This is a genomic window from Pseudomonas amygdali (genome assembly GCF_002699855.1).
In the GTDB taxonomy this organism is placed as follows: Bacteria; Pseudomonadota; Gammaproteobacteria; order Pseudomonadales; family Pseudomonadaceae; genus Aquipseudomonas; species Aquipseudomonas amygdali.
The window spans coordinates 60,911-83,558 of the sequence record NZ_LKBW01000266.1; the positions used below are offsets into that span (position 1 = coordinate 60,911).

The window sequence follows — 22,648 nt, forward strand, 5'->3', positions numbered from 1 at the left end:
TTCGGAGTCAGACAATGGAGTTGATCACCATGAACACCTTAACTGCCAAAACCAAGTTCAAAGGCCTGCGCGGTCTCAAGCTGGCTGCGCTGGCGCTCGGTAGCACCTTTATCCTCGCCGGTTGCGCAGGTAACCCGCCATCCGAGCAATATGCAGTTTCGCAATCGGCCGTCAACAGCGCTGTCAGCGCCGGCGGTACCGAATTCGCAGCGGTGGAAATGAAGTCGGCTCAGGACAAGCTCAAAGAAGCTGATCTGGCCATGCAGGATCACAAGTACGACGAAGCTCGCCGCCTGGCTGAACAAGCCGAGTGGGACGCTCGTGTAGCAGAACGCAAATCTCAGGCCGCCAAAGCTGCCAAGGCTGTGCAGGATGCTCGTCAGGGCGTCAACGAACTCCGTGAAGAAGGCCTGCGTCAGGTGCAGTGATTGCCCTGAACCCTTTCTGTTTTCATGAATTCGTAACTGATTAAAGGACGACCCTATTATGCGTAAACAATTGATGATCCCTGCTCTGCTGGCCATGAGTGTTGCCCTGGCAGCCTGTGCAACCAAGCCTAACCCTAATCTGGAACAGGCCCGCAGCAACTTCACCGCGCTGCAGACCAACCCGGAAGCTACCAAAGTCGCGGCGCTTGAAACCAAAGACGCCAGCGAATGGCTGGCCAAGGCAGAACAGGCTTTCCGTAACGATGATGACGTCAAGAAAGTTGACCAACTGTCTTATCTGACCAACCAGCGCGTAGAGCTGGCCAAGCAGACCATCGCCCTGCGCACCTCCGAAGCTGCTCTGCAGAATGCTTCTGCCGACCGCGCCAAGGCACGCCTGGAAGCTCGTGATGCTCAGATCGCTGCGCTGAAGAACAGCCTGAACGCCAAGCAGACCGAACGCGGTACGCTGGTGACTTTCGGTGACGTGCTGTTCGACTACAACAAGGCCGATCTGAAGCCGACCGCTCAAGGCGACATCGGCAAGCTGGCTGCTTTCCTTCAGGAAAACCCTGATCGCAAAGTGATCGTTGAAGGCTACACCGACAGCACAGGTTCTGCTTCCTACAACCAGTCGCTTTCCGAGCGCCGCGCCAATTCGGTTCGCATGGCACTGGTACGTATGGGTGTAGATCCAGCACGCGTTGTGACCATGGGTTACGGCAAGGAATATCCGGTTGCTGACAACACCAGCAACTCGGGCCGTGCCATGAACCGTCGTGTGGAAGTCACCATCTCCAACGACAACCAGCCTGTTGCACCGCGCTCGTCGATGAAATAAGCGACTGAGCCGCTGCACTGAAGCCCCGCCTGCGCATACAGGCGGGGCTTTTTAATGCCGAAAATTTATCGCCTTGTTTATTGCTGTGGCGTCTGCTGGCCGATGCACCGCACCGCTTGCCTGTGGTCATCGATCAACACGCCCGACAAGCCCTTTCGCGATGTGTCGAACAGCACCAGCACGCCATCAACGCATTGCGCTACCTCGACAGCTGGCGTCGCGGCGATCTTATAGTCCTCGCCTGGCACGGTCTTGAGCAGAGTGAATTCGCCGAGCAGCAATGCATCCTCAGGCTTTGCGAAGTGCAGGTAGCCGTAAAACCACAGACAGCCGACGGTGCCGATGACTGCACCGACAGCGCTGAGAATCATGCCGTTGACGTTACGGTCGCGGCTCATGGCGCTGGCGGTGTAGCAGGGGTCGGGTAGTCGGGCACTTGCGCAAGGCGACGCAGGCCATTGAAATGCGTCGGGTCGTCCAGATAGCGCAGCATCACCTGACGCCAGAGAGGGTCTGCGAACGTCTGTACGTGCTCGCCACGGGTCAGTTGCAATACGCGCGGCGGAGGCGCTGCCTTGTACAGCTCGATACCGTTGGCGAGCGGCACCAGTGTGTCGTCCATGCTGTGAAAGATCAGCATCGGTGTGCCGGCCAATCGTGGCAGGCCGTTGACGGCACTGTCGGCCTCCGGGATCAGCCAGGACAAGGGCGTCTTCAATGGCCAGGTCAGCCACGACTTGCTCAGCGAGTTTCGCGCGACGCTGCGATAGCTGGCCGGCACGCTGTCCAGCACCAACGCCTTGAGCCGCGAGCGCTCCTGCGGATGTTCTGACAAGTAGTGCACCGCCAGCGCTCCACCAATGCTTTGCCCCAGAACCACAAGGGGTTTGCCTTGCACTTGCGGTGCAGTGTTCAACCAGTCGAAAGCGGCCTGAACATCCTGATAGACCGCCGGCAGGCTCGGTTCGCCCTGCGACTCGCCATAGCCACGGTAATCCAGCATCAGCACCTGATAACCCTGCTCGGGCAACCACCAGACGCCACCAAGGTGCCAGGACAGATTGCCGCCGTTGCCATGCAGATGCAGCACCGTACCCTTGACCGGCACACCCTCTTTCGCGGGCAGCCACCAGCCATGCAGGCGCGTACCATCGGCGGCGGTGAGGTTCACATCCTGATACTGCAGTCGCGCCTTGTCGGGTGTGAACGGAACACCTTGCTCGGGATAGAACAACATCGAACTGCAACCGGTGAGTGCGAGGAACAGGGTGAAGATGCCGAGCAGTTTCAAATGGGGTTTCCTTGTTGTTTTCATCGCCACATCACTGCCGTGCTGGCGCAGAGCAATGGCACGATAGTTACAAGATTATCGTTCCTCACGCTCCAGCGTGGGAATGCCGTTCTGGACGCTCAGCGTCCGATCCTAACTGTGCAGCGCGGCGCGGCGCAGATTTGAGACGCCGAGCGTCACCCACTGCGTGCCAACGCGAAGCATTGGCACGATAGTCAGGTCGGCCTACAAAATATTCGAGTAGTCCGCTTCGATACGGTCCAGGCTCAGGTGGTTGAGGAAGTTGGAGAAGCACATCCAGGCCGACAGCGCGTTCATGTCACGGAACTGCTCAGGCAGGTATTTGGGTGCCACTACCAGTCCTTCATCTACCAGTTGGCGCAAGGTACGCATGTCTTCCAGCGTGGTCTTGCCGCAGAACAGCAGCGGCACCTGTTCAAGCTTGCCCTTGCGCACGGCCAGCTGAATGTAGTTGTAGACCATGATGAAACCCTTCAGATAGGACAGGTCTTTAGTGAACGGCAAGCCGTTGGGCACCGAGCCGCGGAACACGCGACTCGCGTTGCCGTAGCTCTCCGACATGCCGAAGCCCTGCTCGCGGTAGAACTCGAATACCTGCAGAAAATCAGCGCCCTGCTCGGCCATGTGAATGGCACGGGTGCGATTGGTCAGCTTGCGCAAACGGCTGGGGTAGGAGGCAAAGGCGATGACTTCCATGAGAATCGCCAGGCCTTCCTGAGTCACCGTCGATGAAGGCGGACCTTTGGACAGGAACGTACAGATCGGCTGGTTTTGCCCGTTCAACGTGGTGCCGACGTGTACCAGCCCTTCGTGAACCTCCAGCGCCCGTACATCACGCTCATTGAACATCGCGTCGGTGCGGATTTTGATGTAGTCGGCACCGGCAGCCGCATCAGCGACGATACCGTCGGACTCGAAAACCCGGATGGTCTCCTCGGCCTCACCGAACACACGGTTCAAACGCGATTGCAGCAGCGAGACAGCGTCCTTGGCCGTGAGCGTTTTCGGCTCGTCCTTCAGGTCGCCGCGTCCGGCAATGTTGTTCAGGTAATCCGAGAGCATCAGGCCCAGATCGGCCAGCGTCGGGTCACCGGCGTGAAAGGCATCGGACGCAGCGCCATACAGCTCCTGCGAAATCAGGCCGAAGTCGGACGTACCGCGGGCCTCGAGCATACGCACCACCATGCGGTACTCACGGCACATGCGGCGCATGATCTGCCCGACCGGGTTGAACTGCCCGAGTTGACGCGTTACATCCCGCTCGATGTTCTGAAACTCTTGATTCAAGGCGACCGAATCAAAGCCCAGCGGACGGTTTTCGTAATAGGCACGGTCCACGGCAGGAAGCGCCTTGCCCTTGGCGGCCAGAAAGTCCTTGCGAACTGTCTCATCCCATTTAACTGCATCCAGAATGCGGATCGGCGTCTGTGCAACGACGATCCGATCCGATAACGCACGAATAGTCTGTTGATACTCGTCCACCGGTACTCCTTGGCTGGCTGTTTCGCTACTGCTCGGCGGCATGAGAACACGCCACCGCTGGAAAATATCGAAATTGGCAGGGTCGTCAAGCCGTCTGAACCGCCGACCCAGAGCACGTCGAACGAAGTATAGTCACCCTCGAACCGGCTGCGGCGTTCCCAAAACCAGACGCATCTGCCGGGTCAGAATACAGAGCATTTCTTCGTCCGCCTGACGCTGTGGGCCATGCAGCAGGCCTTGATACTCAATGCGCCGGATGAGCCCCGTCAACACCTGAGCGTCCTGATACGGCTGCAACGAACCAATCACCTGAAAGAACTGACAACTGCCCTGCAGCAGAATTTCCTGATGGGCCATCACCAGCGGGGTCAGACGCGGGTTGATCAGCGCTTCGTGGTAGAACGCCTGTTCGGCAATCAGGTAGTCGCGCCGGGTCAGCAATTGATGCCGGATATGCTCCATCACCATACGCGCAATATCGTCAGCCAGCCGAAAACGGTCGGTCGGGCTGCCCGAACTGCGGCTCATCATCTCACGCAGAATACCTTCAGTGTTCTGCCAAAGCCGCGCCAGGTAATCGGCACTGCGCTGTACATACTGGGCAAAGGCATCGGTGAGCAGGTCATTGATGTCCTTGAAGTAATAGGTGGTTGCCGACAGCGGTACGCTGGCCTCAGCGGCCACTGCGCGATGACGTACAGCGCGCACGCCGTCGCGCACCACAATACGCATGGCCGCATCGAGAATGACCTGTCTGCGTTGTTCACTGCCTTCGCGGGCCGCCTTGCGGCCTTGATACTTGACACTTTTGGCCACCGCGCTCGCTACTCCGGCGGCCCCTTCTCTGGCAATCGTCACGACAGCTTCCTTTTTAAATCGTCCTGAAAAACACCTAAAAAAAAGCCGCCCATTGAAGGCGGCTGTTTTTTCATTGATTACGCTTGCGGGCGCATGTGCGGGAACAGAATGACGTCGCGGATCGATGGCGAGTCGGTGAGCAGCATCACCAACCGGTCGATACCGATCCCCTCGCCTGCCGTCGGCGGCATGCCGTACTCCAGGGCGCGGACGAAGTCGGCGTCGTAGTGCATGGCTTCGTCGTCACCGGCATCCTTGTCGGCCACCTGAGCCTGGAAGCGTTCGGCCTGATCTTCGGCGTCGTTGAGCTCGGAGTAGGCATTGGCGATTTCACGGCCGCCGATGAACAACTCGAAACGGTCGGTTACGCTCGGGTTTTCGTCGTTGCGACGAGCCAGCGGAGAGACTTCGAACGGGTACTGAGTGATGAAGTGCGGCTGTTCCAGCTTGTGCTCGACCAGTTCTTCGAAAATCATCACCTGCAATTTGCCCAGGCCTTCGAAGCCGAGCACCTTGGCACCGGCCTTTTTGGCAATGGCACGAGCCTTGTCGACGTCCTGCAGATCGGCAGCGGTCAGATCCGGGTTGTACTTGAGGATCGAGTCGAACACCGACAGGCGCACGAACGGTTCGCCGAAGTGGAACACCTTGTCGCCGTAAGGCACGTCGGTGGTTCCCAGAACCAGTTGAGCCAGTTCGCGGAACAGCTCCTCGGTCAGGTCCATGTTGTCTTCGTAATCGGCGTAGGCCTGGTAGAACTCGAGCATGGTGAACTCGGGGTTGTGCCGGGTCGAAACGCCCTCGTTACGGAAGTTGCGGTTGATCTCGAAGACTTTCTCGAAACCACCGACCACCAGACGCTTGAGGTACAACTCCGGCGCAATGCGCAGGAACATTTCCATGTCCAGCGCGTTGTGATGGGTTTCGAACGGCTTGGCTGCCGCACCGCCGGGAATGGTCTGCAGCATCGGCGTTTCGACTTCAAGGAAGTCACGCTTCATCAGGAAGCTGCGGATGTGAGCGATAACCTGCGAGCGCACGCGGAAAGTCTCACGCACGTCTTCGTTGACGATCAGGTCGACGTAACGCTGGCGATAGCGCTGCTCGGTGTCGGTCAGGCCATGGTGCTTGTCGGGCAGCGGACGCAGCGACTTGGTCAGCAGGCGAACGGTGGTCATCTCGACGTACAGGTCGCCCTTGCCGGAGCGTGCCAGGGTGCCTTCGGCAGCAATGATGTCGCCCAGGTCCCAGGTTTTCACCTCGGCCAGGGTTTCTTCAGGCAGGGTCTTGCGGTTGACATAGACCTGGATACGCCCGGTCATGTCCTGGATCACCATGAAAGAGCCACGGTTGAGCATGATGCGACCGGCGACCTTGACCGGAATCGCTGCCTCTGCCAGTTCTTCCTTGGTCTTGTCGACGTACTGTTTCTGCAAGTCGTTGCAGTAGCTGTCGCGGCGGAAGTCGTTGGGGAAGGCCTGACCCTTGGCACGGCCTGCAGCAAGCTTTTCCTTGCGCAGGGCGATCAGGGTGTTTTCTTCCTGTTGCAGGGCTTGCGGGTCGAGTTGTTGGTCGCTCATGTCTTTAAATATTCCATCACAGGTTCGCCCTCGTCTTGCGACGAGGGACTTGAGGTGTCGGCTGACGGTTTACAGCCCTTGCTTGAGGCTCGCGATCAGGTATTCGTCGATATCGCCATCAAGCACCTTGTCGCAGTCGCTGCGTTCGATGTTGGTCCGCAGGTCCTTGATACGCGAGGCGTCCAGCACATAGGAACGAATCTGATGACCCCAACCGATATCGGACTTGGTGTCTTCGAGCGCCTGGGACGCTGCATTGCGCTTCTGCACTTCCTGCTCATACAAACGGGCCCGCAGCATTTTCATGGCGGTGTCCTTGTTCGCATGCTGGGAACGTTCGTTCTGGCAACTGACCACGGTGTTGGTCGGAACGTGGGTGATACGAACCGCCGAGTCTGTGGTGTTTACGTGCTGACCACCGGCCCCGGAGGAGCGGTAGGTATCGATGCGCAGGTCCGACGGGTTGATGTCGATTTCGATGTTGTCATCGATTTCCGGCGAAACGAACACGGCCGAGAACGAGGTGTGGCGACGGTTGCCGGAGTCGAACGGGCTCTTGCGCACCAGACGGTGAACGCCGATCTCGGTACGCAGCCAGCCAAAGGCGTATTCACCCTTGATGTGCACGGTAGCGCCCTTGATACCGGCGACTTCACCGGCAGACAGCTCCATGATGGTGGCGTCGAAACCGCGCTTGTCAGCCCAACGCAGGTACATGCGCAGCAGAATGTTGGCCCAGTCCTGCGCTTCGGTGCCGCCGGAACCGGCCTGGATATCCAGGTAGGCGTTGTTGGGGTCCATCTCGCCACTGAACATGCGACGGAATTCGAGCTTTTCCAGCGATTCGCGCAGGCGCTCGACTTCGGCGGCGACGTCATCGACGGCGGCCTGGTCTTCTTCTTCGGCAGACATCAGCAACAGGTCTTTGGCATCGGCCAGACCCGAGGACATTTCGTCCAGGGTTTCTACGATCTGCGCCAGCAGGGAGCGCTCACGCCCCAGTTCCTGGGCGTAGGTCGGGTTGTTCCAGACGTTTGGATCTTCGAGCTCGCGGTTGACTTCGGTCAGACGATCATGTTTGTGATCGTAGTCAAAGATACCCCCGAATGGTTTCGGAGCGCTCGGACAAATCCTTGATGCTGTTTAGGATCGGGTTGATTTCCATGGTAGGCAGCACTCGCAGGCGAAATTTTCAAAGCCGACGAGTATACCCCAGGCAAGGCCACGAAAGCAGCCCGTCGAGCAGGCGTTGTGAGGCCTATTTTACCGGTCACTGGCGGCGTCAGCCTGCCGCAACCTGATTGCGTCCGTTGTTCTTGGCCAGATAAAGCCCCTTGTCGGCATCCAGAATCAGCTGACGGCTGTGCATCCCGACCTGCGGCGTCACGGTAGCGACGCCAATACTCACAGTAAGGCTGGAACCCGGCGTTGGAGCGATATGCGGGATATTCATGCCTGACACGCTCTGGCGCAGTTTTTCAGCCAGCAGACGCGCCCCGCCCGGAGAGGTATTGGGCAGGACCATGGCAAACTCCTCGCCGCCATAGCGCGCGGGCAAGTCGGACGGGCGACTGCAACTGTTGCGGATGGCTTTCGCCACCTGACGCAGGGCCTCGTCGCCCTCCAGGTGCCCGAAGTTGTCGTTGTAAGCCTTGAAGTAGTCGACATCGATCATCAGCAGCGACAACTGCGCCTGATCGCGAATGGCACGCCGCCACTCCAGCTCGAGGTACTCATCGAAATGGCGGCGATTGGACAGCCCCGTCAGGCCATCGGAGTTCATAAGGCGTTGCAGCACCAGGTTGGTGTCAAGCAACTGTTGCTGGCTGACCCGCAGGGCACGATAGGCCTCGTCACGCTGCAACAGTGTCATATAGGAGCGCGAGTGGTAGCGAATGCGCGCCACCAGTTCGATGTTGTCCGGCAGTTTGACCAGATAATCGTTGGCCCCGGCCGAGAACGCGGCGCTCTTGATCAGCGGGTCTTCCTTGGTGGACAACACGATGATCGGGATATCGCGGGTCAACGGGTTGCTGCGGTACTCGCGAACCAGCGTCAGACCGTCGAGGCCCGGCATGACCAGATCCTGAAGAATCACGGTCGGTTTAATCTGCACGGCCTGGGCAATTGCCTGATGCGGGTCGGCGCAAAAGTGGAAGTCGATCGATTCGTGGCCAGCCAGCCCACGCCGGACAGCCTCGCCAATCATGGCCTGATCATCAACCAGAAGCACCATGGCGGTGTTCTCATCCGGGGTCTTGATCTCATCCGTCTGCAGGTCATGCATAGTGTTTCTCCTGATCGCCGACCACAGGTGAATGCACCTGAGCAGTCATTGAGTAAATACCTCGACCAAGCGAGGAGCAATGGCGGGCAGCGGACGTATCTCAACAGCAGCATCAATGGCTGCAGCCGCTTTGGGCATGCCATACACAGCAGAACTTGCCTGATCCTGGGCGATGGTCAGAAAACCTCGCTCCCGCATTGCCTTGAGTCCCTGCGCACCATCGCGCCCCATGCCGGTCAGTAGAACGCCGACTGCCTCACCACTCCAATAACGGGTTACGCTCTCGAAAAACACATCGATCGAGGGCCTGTAGACTTCATTCACTGGCTCTGCGGTATACGCCAGCGTACCGTCCTTGAGCAAACGAATATGATGATTGGTTCCGGCCAGCAGCACCACCCCTGGCTGCGGCGTTTCGCCTTCCTTTGCCAACCGCACGGGCAGGCCGGAAGCGGAACTCAACCACTCCGCCATACCGGCCGCGAACACCTGATCAACATGCTGCACAAGGACGATCGCTGCCGGAAAGCTCACCGGAAGCCCCTTCAGGAGGATCTCCAGCGCCGCGGGGCCGCCCGCCGAGGAGCCGATGGCAACGAGCCTGTCGCGCCTCGCCGGCTCCGATCTCGGCGCAGCCACCACATGCTCGCGGCCGACACGCTGACCGATCAGCCAGTCGATATTGAGTATCTTGCGCAGCAGGGGTGCTGCCGCCTCTTTGGGGTTAGGACCGCCGATGGCAGGCGTATCCACCACATCCAGCGCACCATGCCCCATCGCTTCGAATACGCGACGCATGTTCTGCTCGCGGTCGACGGTCACGATGACAATAGCGCAGGGTGTTTCGGCCATGATCCGACGGGTGGCCTCTACGCCATCCATCACCGGCATGATCAGGTCCATCAGGATCAGGTCCGGGGTCTGCTCGACGCAGCGCTGCACGGCATCGGCACCATTGGACGCCACCCATATGATCTGGTGCGCGGGCTCGAAGGCCAGCGCGCGACGCAGGGCTTCGATGGCAATGGGCATGTCGTTGACGATGGCAATCTTCATCCTTGCGCGTCTCCTATCAATTCGACAACAGCGTCGAGCAAGGCATCATCGTGGAAACTGGCTTTGGCCAGGTAGTAATCCGCTCCGGCGTCCAGGCCGCGGCGTCGGTCTTCTTCACGATCCTTGTAGGAAACAACCATGACCGGCAATGACTGCAAACGGGTATCACGGCGCAGCAACGTCACCAGTTCTATACCGTCCATGCGCGGCATGTCGATGTCGGTGATGAGCAGATCGAAGTCCCCGGCACGCAGGGCATTCGAGCCGTCCATCCCGTCCACGGCAACCGATACTTCGTAACCGCGACCGACCAGCAGCTTGCGTTCCAGCTCGCGAACAGTCAAAGAGTCATCGACCACGAGAACCCGTTTACGCGATACATGGTCGACCTGACGGTTGCGCCGGTCAATACGCTCCAGGCGTCCGGTATTCAGGAGTTTTTCCACCGAGCGCAGCATGTCTTCTACATCAACGATCAACACCACCGAACCGTCATCGAGCAAGGCCCCCGCCGAAACGTCCTGAACCTTGCCCAGCCGCGCATCGAGCGGCATCACCACCAGCGTACGCTCACCGATGAAGCGTTCGACGGCTACGCCATAAACTGCATCACGCTCGCGAATAACCACAACCTTGAGCGCTTCGCCGGCATTCTGGGCGGGCGGCCGATTCAATAACTGACTGGCCGAGACCAGACCGACATGGCGCTCTTCATCCCAGAAGTGCTGACGCCCTTCCAGTTGCAAAATATCATCCGGCTGCAAGTCGCGCATGCGCTCGATATGGGCCAGAGGGAAGGCATAGGCTTCTCCGCCCACTTCCACTACCAGGCTACGCACTACAGAAAGCGTCAGCGGCAATTCAATCCTGAAGCGACTGCCCTCGCCCGTCCATTGTTGCAGCTCGACACTGCCATGCATCTGGCGAACCATGTGCTGCACAGCATCAAGACCGACACCACGACCGGAAATTTGCGTGACCTTGTCGCGCATGCTGAAACCCGGCAGAAACAGAAAACTCAGCAGTTCCTCCTCACTCAACTGCGCGGCGGTTTCTGCTGGCGAAAGCTTGCGTTCAACAATGCTCTGGCGCAAACGCTCCAGGTCTACGCCGCCACCGTCGTCACTCAACTCAACGACCAGCAAACCAGCCTGATGCGATGCCTGCAGACGAATCAGACCTTCAGGGTCCTTGCCCGACGCCGCGCGTTTTTCGGGCGACTCGATGCCGTGGTCCACCGCGTTGCGCAACAGATGGGTCAGCGGCGCATCAAGCTTTTCCAGTACATCGCGGTCGACCTGGGTCTTCTCCCCTTCAATCTGCAGACGTACCTGTTTACCCAACTCACGCCCCAAATCGCGGACCATGCGCGCCTGACCGTTCAGCACATCGGCGAAGGGCCGCATGCGGCAGGCCAGTGCGGTGTCATACAGCAGCTGCGCGCGCTGCGCCGACTGCCAGCCAAACTCATCCAGCTCTGCGGTTTGCTGGACCAGCACCTGTTGCGCCTGGGACAGCAGGTTACGTGCATCTTCCAGGGCTTTTTGCACATCAGCCGGGGGGCCTTCTTCGCCAAAGCTCGCACCCAGCACTTCAAGCGCGCGGTCGCTGCTGCTTTGCAAGCGTTTGAGGCGCTGCATACCGGCCAACAGCGGCTTGAGTCGCTGGGTCTCGACCAGCGATTTGCTGGACATGTCCAATAGCCCGTTCAAACGCTCGGCAGTGACCCGCAAAACACGCTCGCCGCCCTCGGCCACTCGACGTTCACGCAAGGGGGTAAAAGGTGCTTCCGGTTCCGGAGCCGGAGCCGGAGCCGGCTTGGCGGCGGACCTGGATGGCGGACGCGGCTCTGCTGTCAGTGGATCAAGGACAGGGTTGATTACTGGCTCAGCCCCTTGGGCTGAAGACTCAAGCTGCTGCATCGCGCTGGCCAGCAATGCGTCCGAGGCCGGGTCAGGCAGCGGCGTATTGACCGTGCGCGCTGCGCCAGCACCGGAGGCCAGCAGCGCGTTGAGCCTTTCAACATAACTGTCGATATCGGGCTGACCGACGCTATTACCGCCTGGCGTAGCGATACGCATCAACAGGTCAGTGCCGGACAGCAGCGCATCAATGTGCTCGGCCTGCAGCAATAGACGGCCTTCTTGCGCGCTGACCAGACAGTCTTCCATCACATGCGCAACGCTCACCCCGAAATCGACGCCGACAATGCGCGCCGCGCCCTTGAGCGAATGTGCCGCCCGCATGCAGGCTTCCAGCTGATCCGCCTGGGTCGGGTTACGCTCAAGCGCCAGCAGGCCCGCACTCAATACCTGGGTCTGCGCATCGGCTTCCAGCGTGAACAGTTCAAACAGTGAGGCGTCACGCATTTGATCTGGCGTCATGTAAGGCTCCGGTGCACCGCCGACAACAACTCTTCTTCGTCCAGCCAACGCAGGCTTCGGCCTTTCCATTGCAGAACGCCGCGAGTAAAACGGGCGTTGGCATGAGTACCGGACGCAGAAGCGGCTTCCAGCTCACGCTCGTCAATGGCGTGAATGCCGTCTACCTCGTCCACCGGTACCACGACCGGGCCGCCTTCAGCAGCAACGATCAACATGCGCGGAACCACCCGCGCCGACTGGTCACTCGCTGCATTGCTGTCCAGCCCTAGCAGCTCGACCAGCGATATGCACGCTACCAGAGCACCTCGTACGTTGGCGACACCCAGCATCGCACGCGAGCGCTGGTGCGGCAGCGAATGGATGGTCTGGCTGGGGGCGACCTCCGAGAGGCAGCGGGAAGCCAGCCCCAGCCACTCTTCGCCAAGACGAAATACCAGGATGGAGCGGGTCTGTATGTCGCGTAGCAATACAGAGCCCTGAAACTGCTCATGCGATTCCTGGGCCAGTGCGTAGCGGTCCAGCAGACGAGTGGCCGCCGCAGAATAAACCGCGCAGTTGCGACAGTGTATGTGCTCTTCAAGCAACGGGCAGGAACGATCACCGTGAATACCGATACGGTTCCAGCAGTCATCGATATCCAGGGCTTGGTCATGGGTAAGACTGGAAAAACCGGACACACCCGTCATCAATGGTTTCCTTGTTTATTCGCGCCACGTGCAGCACGGTCCTGCAAGCGCCGGGCCCCGGCACTGTCGCCCTGGGCGGCCAGCAACGCAGCCAGTTGGGCCAGCGATTCGGAGTGCTGCGGTTGCAGGTACAACGCCTTGCGATAGAAACCCTGAGCCTGCGCCACGCTGCCTTCTACTTCGCTGAGCAGGCCCAGCCAGTAAAACACCTGTGCAACCGGCTCATGCTGTTGCAGATAGCGCTCGCAGGCAGCCTGCGCCTCGGCACTTTTGCCTTCGTTGGCCAGGCCGGCAATCCTGTCGAGCAGCGCCGAAACCTCGCTATTGCCAGTGACAGCAACCGGCTTGACGATGGGCGCAAACGCTGCGGACGTTCGTGCGACAGGTCGTGGCGCAGGCGCTCTGGCAGGTGCATCGGGGGCCGGGCGCGGTGCAACCGGGGCGGTTACCGGAGCCGGGCTCCAAGCCGGAGCCGGAGCTGTCGGTTCGATTGGCGCATGCCGGAAGGCAAATGATTGCGCAATACCGATCGAGCGCATGCCAATACCTGCCAGCAGGTTGCCCTCCGCCGGCCCGATGAACAGCAGGCCGTCTTCCCGGGTCAGTTGCTTGAGGACCTTGAACACATGTTGCTGGGTCTGCCGATCAAAATAGATCACCAGATTGCGGCAGAAAACGATGTCATAGGCGACCTGCGAAGCCAGTTTCGGATCGAGCAGGTTGCCAGCCTGAAAACTCACACAGGCGCGCACACTGTCGGCGATTTCAAACCCGTCAGCGACCGGGTTGAAATACCGCTCGCGAAAACCGGTGTCGCTGCCCCGGAACGAGTTCTTGCCATAGATGCCGTGCTCGGCCTTGGCAATCGAAAAAGGGCTGATATCAATGGCATCGACCTTGAACTGCCTGGCATCGACTCCCGCATCGAATAACGCCATGGCAATCGAATAGGGTTCCTCGCCGGTCGAGCACGGCAGGCTGAGAATACGCAACGGGCGCACACCGGCAAGGCTCGCTATACGTTCACGGGCCAGCATGCCCAGTGTGACGAACGATTCCGGGTAGCGAAAAAACCAGGTTTCAGGAACGATCACCGCCTCGATCAGCGCCTGCTGTTCTTGAGGCGACGACACCAGAAGGTGCCAGTACGCATCACTGTCGGGGCAATGGGCGACCGTCGCACGCTGACGCAAGGCACGCTCGATGATCGCCTCGCCGACCGAGGTCACATCCAGCCCGATACGCTCCTTGAGGAAGCTGAAGAAGCGTGAATCGTCGACCTTCATGGCGCGTCCTCAAGCAGTTCGAGGTCGATTGGCGGCACCGGGTACAACAACTCGCGAACCGGCTCGCTCAACAGTTCCTGAACGTGAATCCATTGCAGCAGCCCCTGCTCATCCTCCCGAACCGGCCCCAGGTAAGGTGACAGGCGATTGTCCAGCCCGTACGCCTTGAACTGTGACACCGGGCAACGCAGCGTTTCGGTGGCCTGCTCCAGAATCAGCCCGAGTAATTGCGCCGGGTGCGCGTCGTCGTGCCGATAATGCACCAGAACCATGCGGGTGCTGGTGCGCAAGCGCGCTGGCTGACCGGAGTTCAGTGCACTGATGTCAATCACAGGCACGATCTCGCCGCGATGGGCAAAGATCCCCGCCACCCAGTGCGGAGCCTGGGCAATTGCCTTGAGTTTCACGCGAGGCAGGATCTCGGCAATCTCTGTCGCGTCCAGTGCATAGCGGTCTTCGCCGATGCAAAACAGCAGAAAGAGTTTGCTGGTGGTCAGTGGCGTGCCGTTGCGCCTCGGCGATTGATCCGTCATTGGAGTGTTCAGACCTTGAATCGCGAAACGCCACCGCGCAGCCCGACCGCGACCTGACTCAACTCGTCGATGGCGAAACTGGCTTGACGCAGAGATTCGACAGTCTGGCTGCTGGCATCCGCCAGTTGCACCAGCGCCTGATTGATCTGTTCGGCACCGGTAGCCTGAGCCTGCATACCTTCATTGACCATCAGCACACGGGGCGCCAACGCCTGTACCTGCTGAATGATCTGCGACAACTGCTCGCCGACCTGAGTGACCTCGAACATGCCACGGCGCACTTCTTCGGAAAACTTGTCCATGCCCATAACGCCTGCGGAAACCGCCGACTGGATTTCCCGCACCATTTGTTCAATGTCATAGGTGGCGACAGCGGTCTGGTCGGCGAGGCGCCGCACTTCGGTGGCGACCACCGCGAAACCACGGCCGTACTCACCCGCCTTCTCGGCCTCGATGGCAGCGTTAAGCGACAGCAGGTTGGTCTGGTCGGCCACCTTGACGATGGTAACGACGACCTGATTGATGTTGCCGGCCTTCTCGTTGAGGATCGCCAGTTTGGCGTTGACCAGATTGGCAGCGCCCATCACCTGATGCATGGTGTCTTCCATGCGTGCCAGCCCCTGCTGGCCGGAACCGGCGAGAATCGACGCCTGGTCTGCTGCGGAGGTGACTTCGGTCATGGTTCGCACCAGGTCGCGCGAGGTGGCAGCAATTTCCCGCGAGGTCGCGCCGATCTCGGTGGTGGTTGCCGCGGTCTCGGTAGCGGTGGCCTGCTGCTGGCGGGAAGTCGCAGCGATTTCAGTGACAGAAGTCGTTACCTGCACCGAAGAACGCTGGGCCTGCGCAACCAGCGCAGTCAGCTCGGTCATCATGTCGTTGAAGCCGGTTTCGACCGCATTGAACTCGTCCTTGCGGGACAGGTTCAGGCGGGTGCTCAGATCTCCGGTACGCATGATGTCCAGAATCCGCACGATCAGTTGCATCGGTGCCATGATCGAACGCATCAGCAGCAGCCCGCAGGCCGCAGCCGCCAGCACTGCCACCAGCAGCGACAGGATCATGCTGATCTTGGCAGCCAGCACGGCGTTGACAATGTTGGCGGTGGCCTGATCAGCCAGCTGTTTATTGGCCACGATGAGATCATTGAGCTGCTTGCGGCCCGTGAGCCAGACCGGGTTCACTTCGCCATAGAATTCGGCGCGCGCGCCTGCGTAGTCGCCGCTATCGTACTTGGCGTGAACATCGGCGAGCATGCGCGAATAGGTTTCGCGGCGCTTTTCGAAAAGCGCGAAGCTGTCTCTGTCTGCATCATCGAAGATGGACTTCTTGTAGCCGTTCATCTGTGCCTGCAGGTTTTCGTCAAACCCCTGAAACTGGTCCTTTTCCTGCTTGGTCAGCGCACGCCCCTGCCCTTCGGCAATCAGCTCCAGGGTGCGGATGTAACTTTCGCCCCATGCGCTGCGCACCAGCGTGCTGTAGTAGACACCGGGTAACGCATCAAGACGGACATCTTCCTCGCTGGACTCGATGGAAAACAGTCGTGAATAAGATACAACGACCATCAACAGCATGATTGCGATGATGACGGCGAAACTCGCCAGAATCCGTTGGCGCAAGGTCCAGTTCTTCACAGTCAGCCCTCAAGAGTTCAACGACGGCATCGGGCCGTGTTCAAGAAGCGGACCGACGAGCGGTCCAAGCGGCGTGAGTATAGCCCAGCCGTCAACCGGTACACGGGGAATGAAAAACCAAATCATGGCACCTGCTCATTAACCCGCTTTCCTGCCTTCTTGTCGGCACTTGCCACCACTACTTGAACACAACACGTCAGGAACCTGTGCAGCCGATAAATAGTTAGCACTTGCCGGCCTGACCTCAAACGTAAGCTTTGTCGCCTGCTCACTCACGACAAGGCACTTCAATGCTGGACCAAACTTCGCCGGGCAAGGCACCTGCCGCCCAGCATGTGCAACTTATAAAAGATAAATCACCCCGATGGCTGCTTGACGCAGAACCGTCAACCCATGCAACTCTGCGCAAAACCTCCGGACGCCCCTTGCAATGGCTGACGAGCGCGCGCACGTCCAGCCCGGAGCAAGTCGATAAACTTCAGCAGCTCTATGCCGAGCATCGCCAGAATGAACAAAAGGTTCGTCCGACGCTTGATCGCCTCTCGACACTGGAAGACTTCGCGACCCCTCTTCTGACGGCGGCGATCAAGGACCGCTTCGGTCTGGACGTCGACGTCGCCCGGACCTGGCTGTTTCACGCCAGCCGGGCCAGGGTCGACCAGTCGTTCCAGGCGGCATCCCGAGACCCCATCACTCAAGCCAACATTGCCTTGAGGGCCGCCTGTCAGATCCTGCTCAAGGCTGCGCTGCAGAATTTCGAAAAGTGGGAAACCGCGCCTGGCGCGATGGATTCGGACTCGGGCATAGAGGCTCAGGTGTTTTCCGCCTTTGAAATCATCGGTCAACAGATCGCCGGCCAGTCCTTGCCGATATCTGCTACCGGGTTCGCAGCGATGTGCCGCGAGTTGGACCTGGGCGGTAAATACCAGACCCACCTGGAGTCCATCTTCAATGCACCTTCGACACTCGAAGAAACGGCGGACGCTGCGGCATCCAGGCTGCGTAAGGACTTCCTGAAACTTCAGTCATCGTCCATCCGGCTTCAACTGCAGATTGCCTACCTGCAGGAACTTGTCAGCCCGCCATTGCAGGGCGCGTTACTGGATATTCTCGACGGCAAGCAAAACGTCAGGCTTGATAACAGGCCGGTCAACTGCAGCGTGCTGTGCCTGGGGGATGTCGAACTTGACGGCCCGTTCGTTATTGGCAAAGACCGCGACATGGCAACTCAGGCAGAAAAAATTGTCGTCTACATTCCAGACGATCCGGTTGCGCCATTGAAGGAGTACGACTCGGTCGAGGCGTTTATAAACTCGTTGCGCGACCGAATGTTCATCGATGGATATCTGAATTTTTTCATGCGTTTCATACCGGCGCGCCATCGAAGTGCCTTGTTTGAAAAGCTGTCCGAGCGTCTGCACCCCAAAGTCAAGAAAGGGGGGGTCTTCGAGCGCCAGTGGCTGGAACGTGAAGCGGACCGAAACGCCCGGCTGGACCTGAGAGAGACTCCTCTGCAAGACCCCTTGCCGGAGGCCCTGTACGATCGCAAACGTGCAGCGTTGAAGGACAATGCGCTGTTTCATGGCGTGCCAACGGCGGCGCAGGACCAGAAAACTGTCGACGAGCGTGTGCAGTACTTTAAGGACAAAGCCTTCGACGTCTTGAACATCGCCGCTTTTGTCGTTCCGGTACTGGGCGAAGTGATGATGGCCGTCACAGCCATTCAGTTGGCCCATGAAGTCTATGAGGGCATAGAAAGCTGGGCCAAAGACGAAAAACAGCAGGCGCTCACCTACCTGTTCGACGTGGTGGAGAATATTGCCCTGATGTCGGCCCTTGGCGCTGCGGCGACGGGCTCAGCAGGCATACCTGCGATACAGGTGCCCGAGTTCGTAAACGGCCTCAAACCCGTGGAATTACCGAGTGGAATGACTCGTCTCTGGAAACCGGACCTGACACCCTTTAGCCATGACATCGTGCTGCCAAAGGGTCTGCTGCCCAACGCCACAGGCCTGTATACATGGCAAGGCAAGCAGTGGCTGCCACTTGAAGGACGCACCTATTCGGTGAGCCCTGCCCCGACCGGCGATGGTTATCTGATAGAGCACCCAGCCAACCCGCACGGCTATCAACCCGCCCTGCGCCACAACGGCGCGGGAGCATGGCTGCATGAACTTGATCGCCCGCTGGAGATGGAAGGCCTGACGCTGTTCCGACGGTTGGGGTATTCCAGCGAAGCGTTTTCCGACAGCGCAGCCAGACGCATCCTGAAGGTCAGCAATACGCCTGAATCCGTGATGCGCCGGGCACTGGCTGATCAGCTCCGCCCACCGGACTTGCTCGAAGACACAGCGCGCCGTTTCAGGCTGGATCAGGAAATTGATCGTTTCATAGAGCAGATGGAAGCCAACGATGCAGACGCAGCAGCGCCCCTCCAACTTGAACTGCTGAGCCATGACCCTGGCTGGCCGAACAATCGCGCTCTGGTGCTGGTGGATGCCCAAGGCAACACGCTCCATCGGTTCGTTGCGGCGCAGCAGTCTGGCGCTGCTGCCCCCCTCGACATGCATATTCGTGCCGATCAGCCAGATGCCCTGCGCCAGGTCCTGGAAAAACTGAACAACATCGAAATCCGGACTCTGCTCAACGAAGAGTTCGGTGCGGGTCAGCCGGGCATCGCACCGCGCCTGATCGCTTTACGCGCACAATTGGTGGCGCGTGCCCGGACAACCAGAGCCTGGTTGTTCGAATCACGTTACCGCGCCCTGAAAGTCGCTGATACGGACGGCGCGCAAACCCTCCAGCAGGCGTTTGCCGGCCTGCCGCCGCTGGTTGTCGAGGAATTGGCCAGCCACGCCTCGCCAGCCGAGCGGATACAACTCACTACAGAACGCCGCGTACCGTTACGCATGGCCGAAGAAGCCAGTGCCTATTTGCAGCAAGTACGGCTGGCACGAGCCTATGAGGGCCTTTACCTGACCTCGGTATCCAGCGCAGATACCGATTGCCTTGCCCTGCACAGCCTTGAAGCCCTTGCGCAATGGCCTTCTCAGGTCAGGCTGGAGGTGCACAATCGCTTCTTTGGCGGCCAACTGCTCTACAGTATCGGGGCTCAGGAGGCTCCCGTTCGCAAGGTGCTGATCAAATATGGCAATCGTTATGAGACACGTGACGCTGAAGATCAGCACCTGCACGGGCTGGACGATCTGTATTCATCCGTACTTCACGCCCTGCCCGATGCCGAGCGCAGCCATTTGGGTTTTGCCCATACCGGCCAGGGGCAGGCGCTGGAGGCTCTGATTCAGGAAAACCCTCTGCCTCGCCAGACTCTCGCGCCACTGCTGAACATGCAGGCGCTCAAACCCGGCTCCATGTCCCCCATGCGTCTGGCCGATGGGCGCCTTGGTTATCCCTTGAGCGGTAACGGCAGAACCGACTGGCATATGACCGATGAAAGTCTGCTGGACAAGATCCGTTTGCTGGAGCTGGAAGACGCGCTCCCCGAAGAAATTCTCAGCCGCCTGCGCCACACCGGCCGGGATAATCGGGCTATCGATGAACGACTCAACAGTTTGCTGGGCGAACAAATGACGCTGCGGGCAAGTCTTGACGCCTGGACCTATGAGGTCGTGGCAATGCCCTCCATGAGTCAGGCGCATATCGATAGCCGGGCGCGTATCAGTGAGGCGATCTGGAACCACTGGCGCATCAATAACCTGCCTGAAATCGGACGAACGCTTGAGCCACTGTATCTGCAGCAGGTATCCCTGACTGACTTCCCACGACACCTACCAGATTTTGTATACGCGCGGGTGAGCGGACTCTATCTGGAGAATATCTCGATCGAACCCCGAGTTCGCCCGGGCGCAGAGCTTTCAACACCGGTAGCCACGGATCTACCCAGACAGTTGACCAACAGCTTCGAACTTGGACACTTTCTGCAACGCTTCCCCCACACGCGCTCACTCATTCTGGTCGGCGAACCCGGCGCCGGTGCGGATCCGCAGATATCGGCCTTCCTCAACCTGCCCCAGCAAGTGTCCAGTGTGCTGCCGCAACTTACTGAACTGGGACTGATAAACCAGAGCATTTTTCTGGATCAGGCGCAGATGGACCACTTGCGCGATATGCCTGATCTCAGGTCGCTGAACCTCAGCGGCAACCGGCTGGTCAGCTTGCTGCCGATGGACCTTGGCTGGCTGCATCTTGACCGGTTGATACTGGAACGAGTCGGCATGCACCGCTGGCCTTCCTGGCTGACGGACATAATCCCGAACAATATTCGTGAGCTGTCGGTAGCTCATAACAATCTGACCGAACTGCCGGACTGGATCCTCGACAATCCCCTCAACCCCGAGCATCAGACCCTGATCGATTTGCGCGGCAACAGCCTGTCCAGGCATACGGTGATGCACGCACGCATCAATGAGGCTGTACCCGACTGCTCGTTTCGCTTCCTCATGGACACGCCGCTCGCCGTGCAAGCCGCTATAAACATGCAATTGCGCGAAGGTGCCGAATTATCTGCCGCGCTTGATCAGTGGACACATGCCTCAAATTCGCTGGCCATTACGAGTGAACGGACCATCGAAGCCCGCCGCGAGATCGGCAGGATACTGACTGATCACTGGCGAGCGTTCAGCCTGGGGCAAATCCACCGTCCACTGCGCCTGGAAAACCTTTCGCTGGTCGACTTTCCCCGCCAGCTGCCGGAGTTCTTCTATCGTCAGATACGCTATCTGCGCCTGAGCAGAGTCACGGCCACGGGATCTGATCTGGACCAGCTGCTGCGCCGTATGACTGATCTGAACTCACTGGAAATGAACGGGTATGTCGCACCGCTGCTGCAACTGCCTCCGGCGCTGCTTGAGCTTCCATCACTTCGTTCGCTATTGCTGATTGACCAGGGAATGGTGATCGAGCAAAAGCACATCGATTTCTTCAGCCGTATTCCGACGCTTGCAAGGCTGGAACTGGATGGCAACCGGATGGGTGCGATCAGCGATCTGTCTGCCCTTAGCAATACCGCGCTCAACTGGCTATCACTCAATAACGTCGGATTAACCGAATGGCCGACCTGGGTGAATGACATGATTCCAGCACATCTGGGGACGCTCCTGCTGGAGGGCAATCTGATTACTGACTTGCCGGAGCATATTCTGGCCAATCCCGGCAGCGAATCTGCGCACACGGAAATAAGCTTGCTGAACAACCCGCTTTCCGAAGACAGCATGCGTCGAGCACACTTTTCAGAAAGCTATGGACGCTCTTTCACCTTTGACATGGACCTGCCACCCGAACTCGCAGCGATGGACTGGACGGAGCAGCATGATTCGGACTCATCGATATCAGACTACGAGTCAGAAGACAGTCGGGCATCGACTCCAGAGCCAGTGACTGCCGAACCCTGGCTGGACGACAGCAGCCCGCTCATCGCCGCGCGGCGTGCGCTCTGGGAGCAACTGGAGATCAGCGACCACAACCGAAGGCTATTGGACCTGATCGGTTCGCTGCGCCACAGTGCCGACTATCGCAATACGGCCAACCGGGCAGCACTGCAGGAGCGCGTCTGGCGAGTACTCGGCGCGGTGAGTCAGGACCCTCAACTGGGAATGACCCTGAGTGCTATCGCCGAAGAACCACTCAGGCTGTTCCGTGACAACAACACCTGCCCGGACGGCATCCTGCTGGAGTTCAACCAGATGGAGGTGATGGTGTTCATTCGTCAGTCACTGCACGATGTTGTGCCGGAGCAGCGAGGTGCACTGCTGTACAGGCTGACAACCCGCCTTTATCGCCTGTCCGAACTGGATGCTGCTGCCCGAGAGCAGACCGGGAGCCGCGATGAAGCTGAAGTCCGTCTGGCGTATCGCATACACTGGGCAAGCGCGCTGGACCTGCCCGTACCACCGGAAGGCATGTTGTATCAGGCCCACGCCGCCATCAGGCCGAGTGAGTTCGATACAGCCCTGCTTCGCGTGCAGTCCGGAGAACAAGGCGAACCATTCCTGCGCTTCGCCGAGCAGCAGGATTACTGGATCAACTATCTGCGCGAAACCCATGCTGGACGGTTCGATGCACTCGAACATCTTTACAGGACTGACCTGACCCGACTCACCGACGAATTCGAACAGCGCAACATCAGCCTGGACAATCCGGAATACGAAAAACGCATTCGCGAATTCGAAGCCAGCTTCAAGTCACAGCAAACAATGCTGATAAGGGAGCTGACCAACGCCGAGGGGCTGGAGCATCATTGATGGCATGGGCCGCCTGACGCACAG

General features: G+C 59.2%; 16 protein-coding genes. 3 read left to right on the forward strand and 13 right to left on the reverse strand.

Annotation, left to right across the window (positions count from 1 at the left end):
* The first annotated feature begins 14 nt into the window (after positions 1–14).
* Complete coding sequence (locus tag AO277_RS17380; RefSeq protein ID WP_004657980.1) at positions 15–428, forward strand: DUF4398 domain-containing protein; 414 nt, start codon at positions 15–17, stop codon at positions 426–428.
* A gap of 58 nt (positions 429–486) precedes the next feature.
* Positions 487–1,269 carry a lipotoxin F family OmpA-related lipoprotein LptF gene (lptF, locus tag AO277_RS17385; RefSeq protein ID WP_002554755.1) on the forward strand — a complete coding sequence of 261 codons (783 nt, stop codon included), beginning with the start codon at positions 487–489 and terminating at the stop codon, positions 1,267–1,269.
* Between the two features lie 77 nt (positions 1,270–1,346).
* Here lptF and AO277_RS17390 read toward each other — a convergent pair whose 3' ends face one another.
* The 13 genes from AO277_RS17390 to AO277_RS17450 form a co-directional block, all read right to left on the reverse strand.
* Complete coding sequence (locus AO277_RS17390) at positions 1,347–1,667, reverse strand: PA3694 family proteiin (protein ID WP_002554756.1); 321 nt, start codon at positions 1,665–1,667, stop codon at positions 1,347–1,349.
* Positions 1,664–2,560, reverse strand: coding sequence for an alpha/beta hydrolase (locus AO277_RS17395; RefSeq protein ID WP_044317331.1), 897 nt, complete (start codon positions 2,558–2,560; stop codon positions 1,664–1,666). Before AO277_RS17395 ends, AO277_RS17390 begins: the two co-directional genes overlap by 4 nt.
* Before the next feature lie 225 nt (positions 2,561–2,785).
* On the reverse strand, positions 2,786–4,105 hold the full coding sequence (locus AO277_RS17400; protein WP_180273454.1) for a flavohemoglobin expression-modulating QEGLA motif protein: 1,320 nt from the start codon (positions 4,103–4,105) through the stop codon (positions 2,786–2,788).
* Positions 4,106–4,195: 90 nt separating this feature from the next.
* The gene (locus AO277_RS17405; protein WP_005743405.1) at positions 4,196–4,921 is read right to left on the reverse strand and encodes a TetR/AcrR family transcriptional regulator; all 726 of its coding nucleotides are present in this window, start codon (positions 4,919–4,921) and stop codon (positions 4,196–4,198) included.
* 77 nt (positions 4,922–4,998) lie between these two features.
* Entirely contained in the window at positions 4,999–6,501 is a 1,503-nt protein-coding gene (gene lysS, locus AO277_RS17410; RefSeq protein WP_005732488.1) for a lysine--tRNA ligase, read from the reverse strand.
* Between the two features lie 69 nt (positions 6,502–6,570).
* Positions 6,571–7,666 (reverse strand): peptide chain release factor 2 gene (prfB, locus tag AO277_RS17415; protein ID WP_099259081.1). Its coding sequence is split into 2 segments (ribosomal slippage): positions 6,571–7,593 and positions 7,595–7,666, totalling 1,095 coding nucleotides; the frame shifts between segments, so codons are not numbered across the junction.
* Between the two features lie 117 nt (positions 7,667–7,783).
* A complete protein-coding gene (locus AO277_RS17420; protein WP_002554762.1) occupies positions 7,784–8,788 on the reverse strand; it encodes a response regulator in 1,005 nt (334 codons plus the stop codon).
* A 45-nt stretch (positions 8,789–8,833) separates the two neighbouring features.
* Positions 8,834–9,844: a chemotaxis response regulator protein-glutamate methylesterase gene (locus tag AO277_RS17425; RefSeq protein ID WP_044317329.1), complete on the reverse strand. Its 1,011-nt coding sequence runs from the start codon at positions 9,842–9,844 to the stop codon at positions 8,834–8,836.
* Positions 9,841–12,228 (reverse strand): hybrid sensor histidine kinase/response regulator, encoded by a 2,388-nt coding sequence (locus AO277_RS17430; RefSeq protein ID WP_044317328.1) that lies wholly within the window; start codon positions 12,226–12,228, stop codon positions 9,841–9,843. The genes AO277_RS17425 and AO277_RS17430 overlap by 4 nt, the downstream gene beginning before the upstream one ends.
* Positions 12,225–12,914: a chemotaxis protein CheW gene (locus tag AO277_RS17435; RefSeq protein ID WP_002554765.1), complete on the reverse strand. Its 690-nt coding sequence runs from the start codon at positions 12,912–12,914 to the stop codon at positions 12,225–12,227. Before AO277_RS17435 ends, AO277_RS17430 begins: the two co-directional genes overlap by 4 nt.
* Complete coding sequence (locus AO277_RS17440; protein ID WP_044317327.1) at positions 12,914–14,200, reverse strand: CheR family methyltransferase; 1,287 nt, start codon at positions 14,198–14,200, stop codon at positions 12,914–12,916. Before AO277_RS17440 ends, AO277_RS17435 begins: the two co-directional genes overlap by 1 nt.
* On the reverse strand, positions 14,197–14,733 hold the full coding sequence (locus AO277_RS17445; protein WP_002554767.1) for a chemotaxis protein CheW: 537 nt from the start codon (positions 14,731–14,733) through the stop codon (positions 14,197–14,199). The genes AO277_RS17440 and AO277_RS17445 overlap by 4 nt, the downstream gene beginning before the upstream one ends.
* Before the next feature lie 8 nt (positions 14,734–14,741).
* On the reverse strand, positions 14,742–16,364 hold the full coding sequence (locus tag AO277_RS17450; protein ID WP_044317326.1) for a methyl-accepting chemotaxis protein: 1,623 nt from the start codon (positions 16,362–16,364) through the stop codon (positions 14,742–14,744).
* Between the two features lie 290 nt (positions 16,365–16,654).
* On the opposite strand from AO277_RS17450, the gene AO277_RS17455 reads away from it, so the two are divergent.
* Entirely contained in the window at positions 16,655–22,624 is a 5,970-nt protein-coding gene (locus tag AO277_RS17455) for an NEL-type E3 ubiquitin ligase domain-containing protein (protein ID WP_044317325.1), read from the forward strand.
* Positions 22,625–22,648 lie beyond the last annotated feature (24 nt).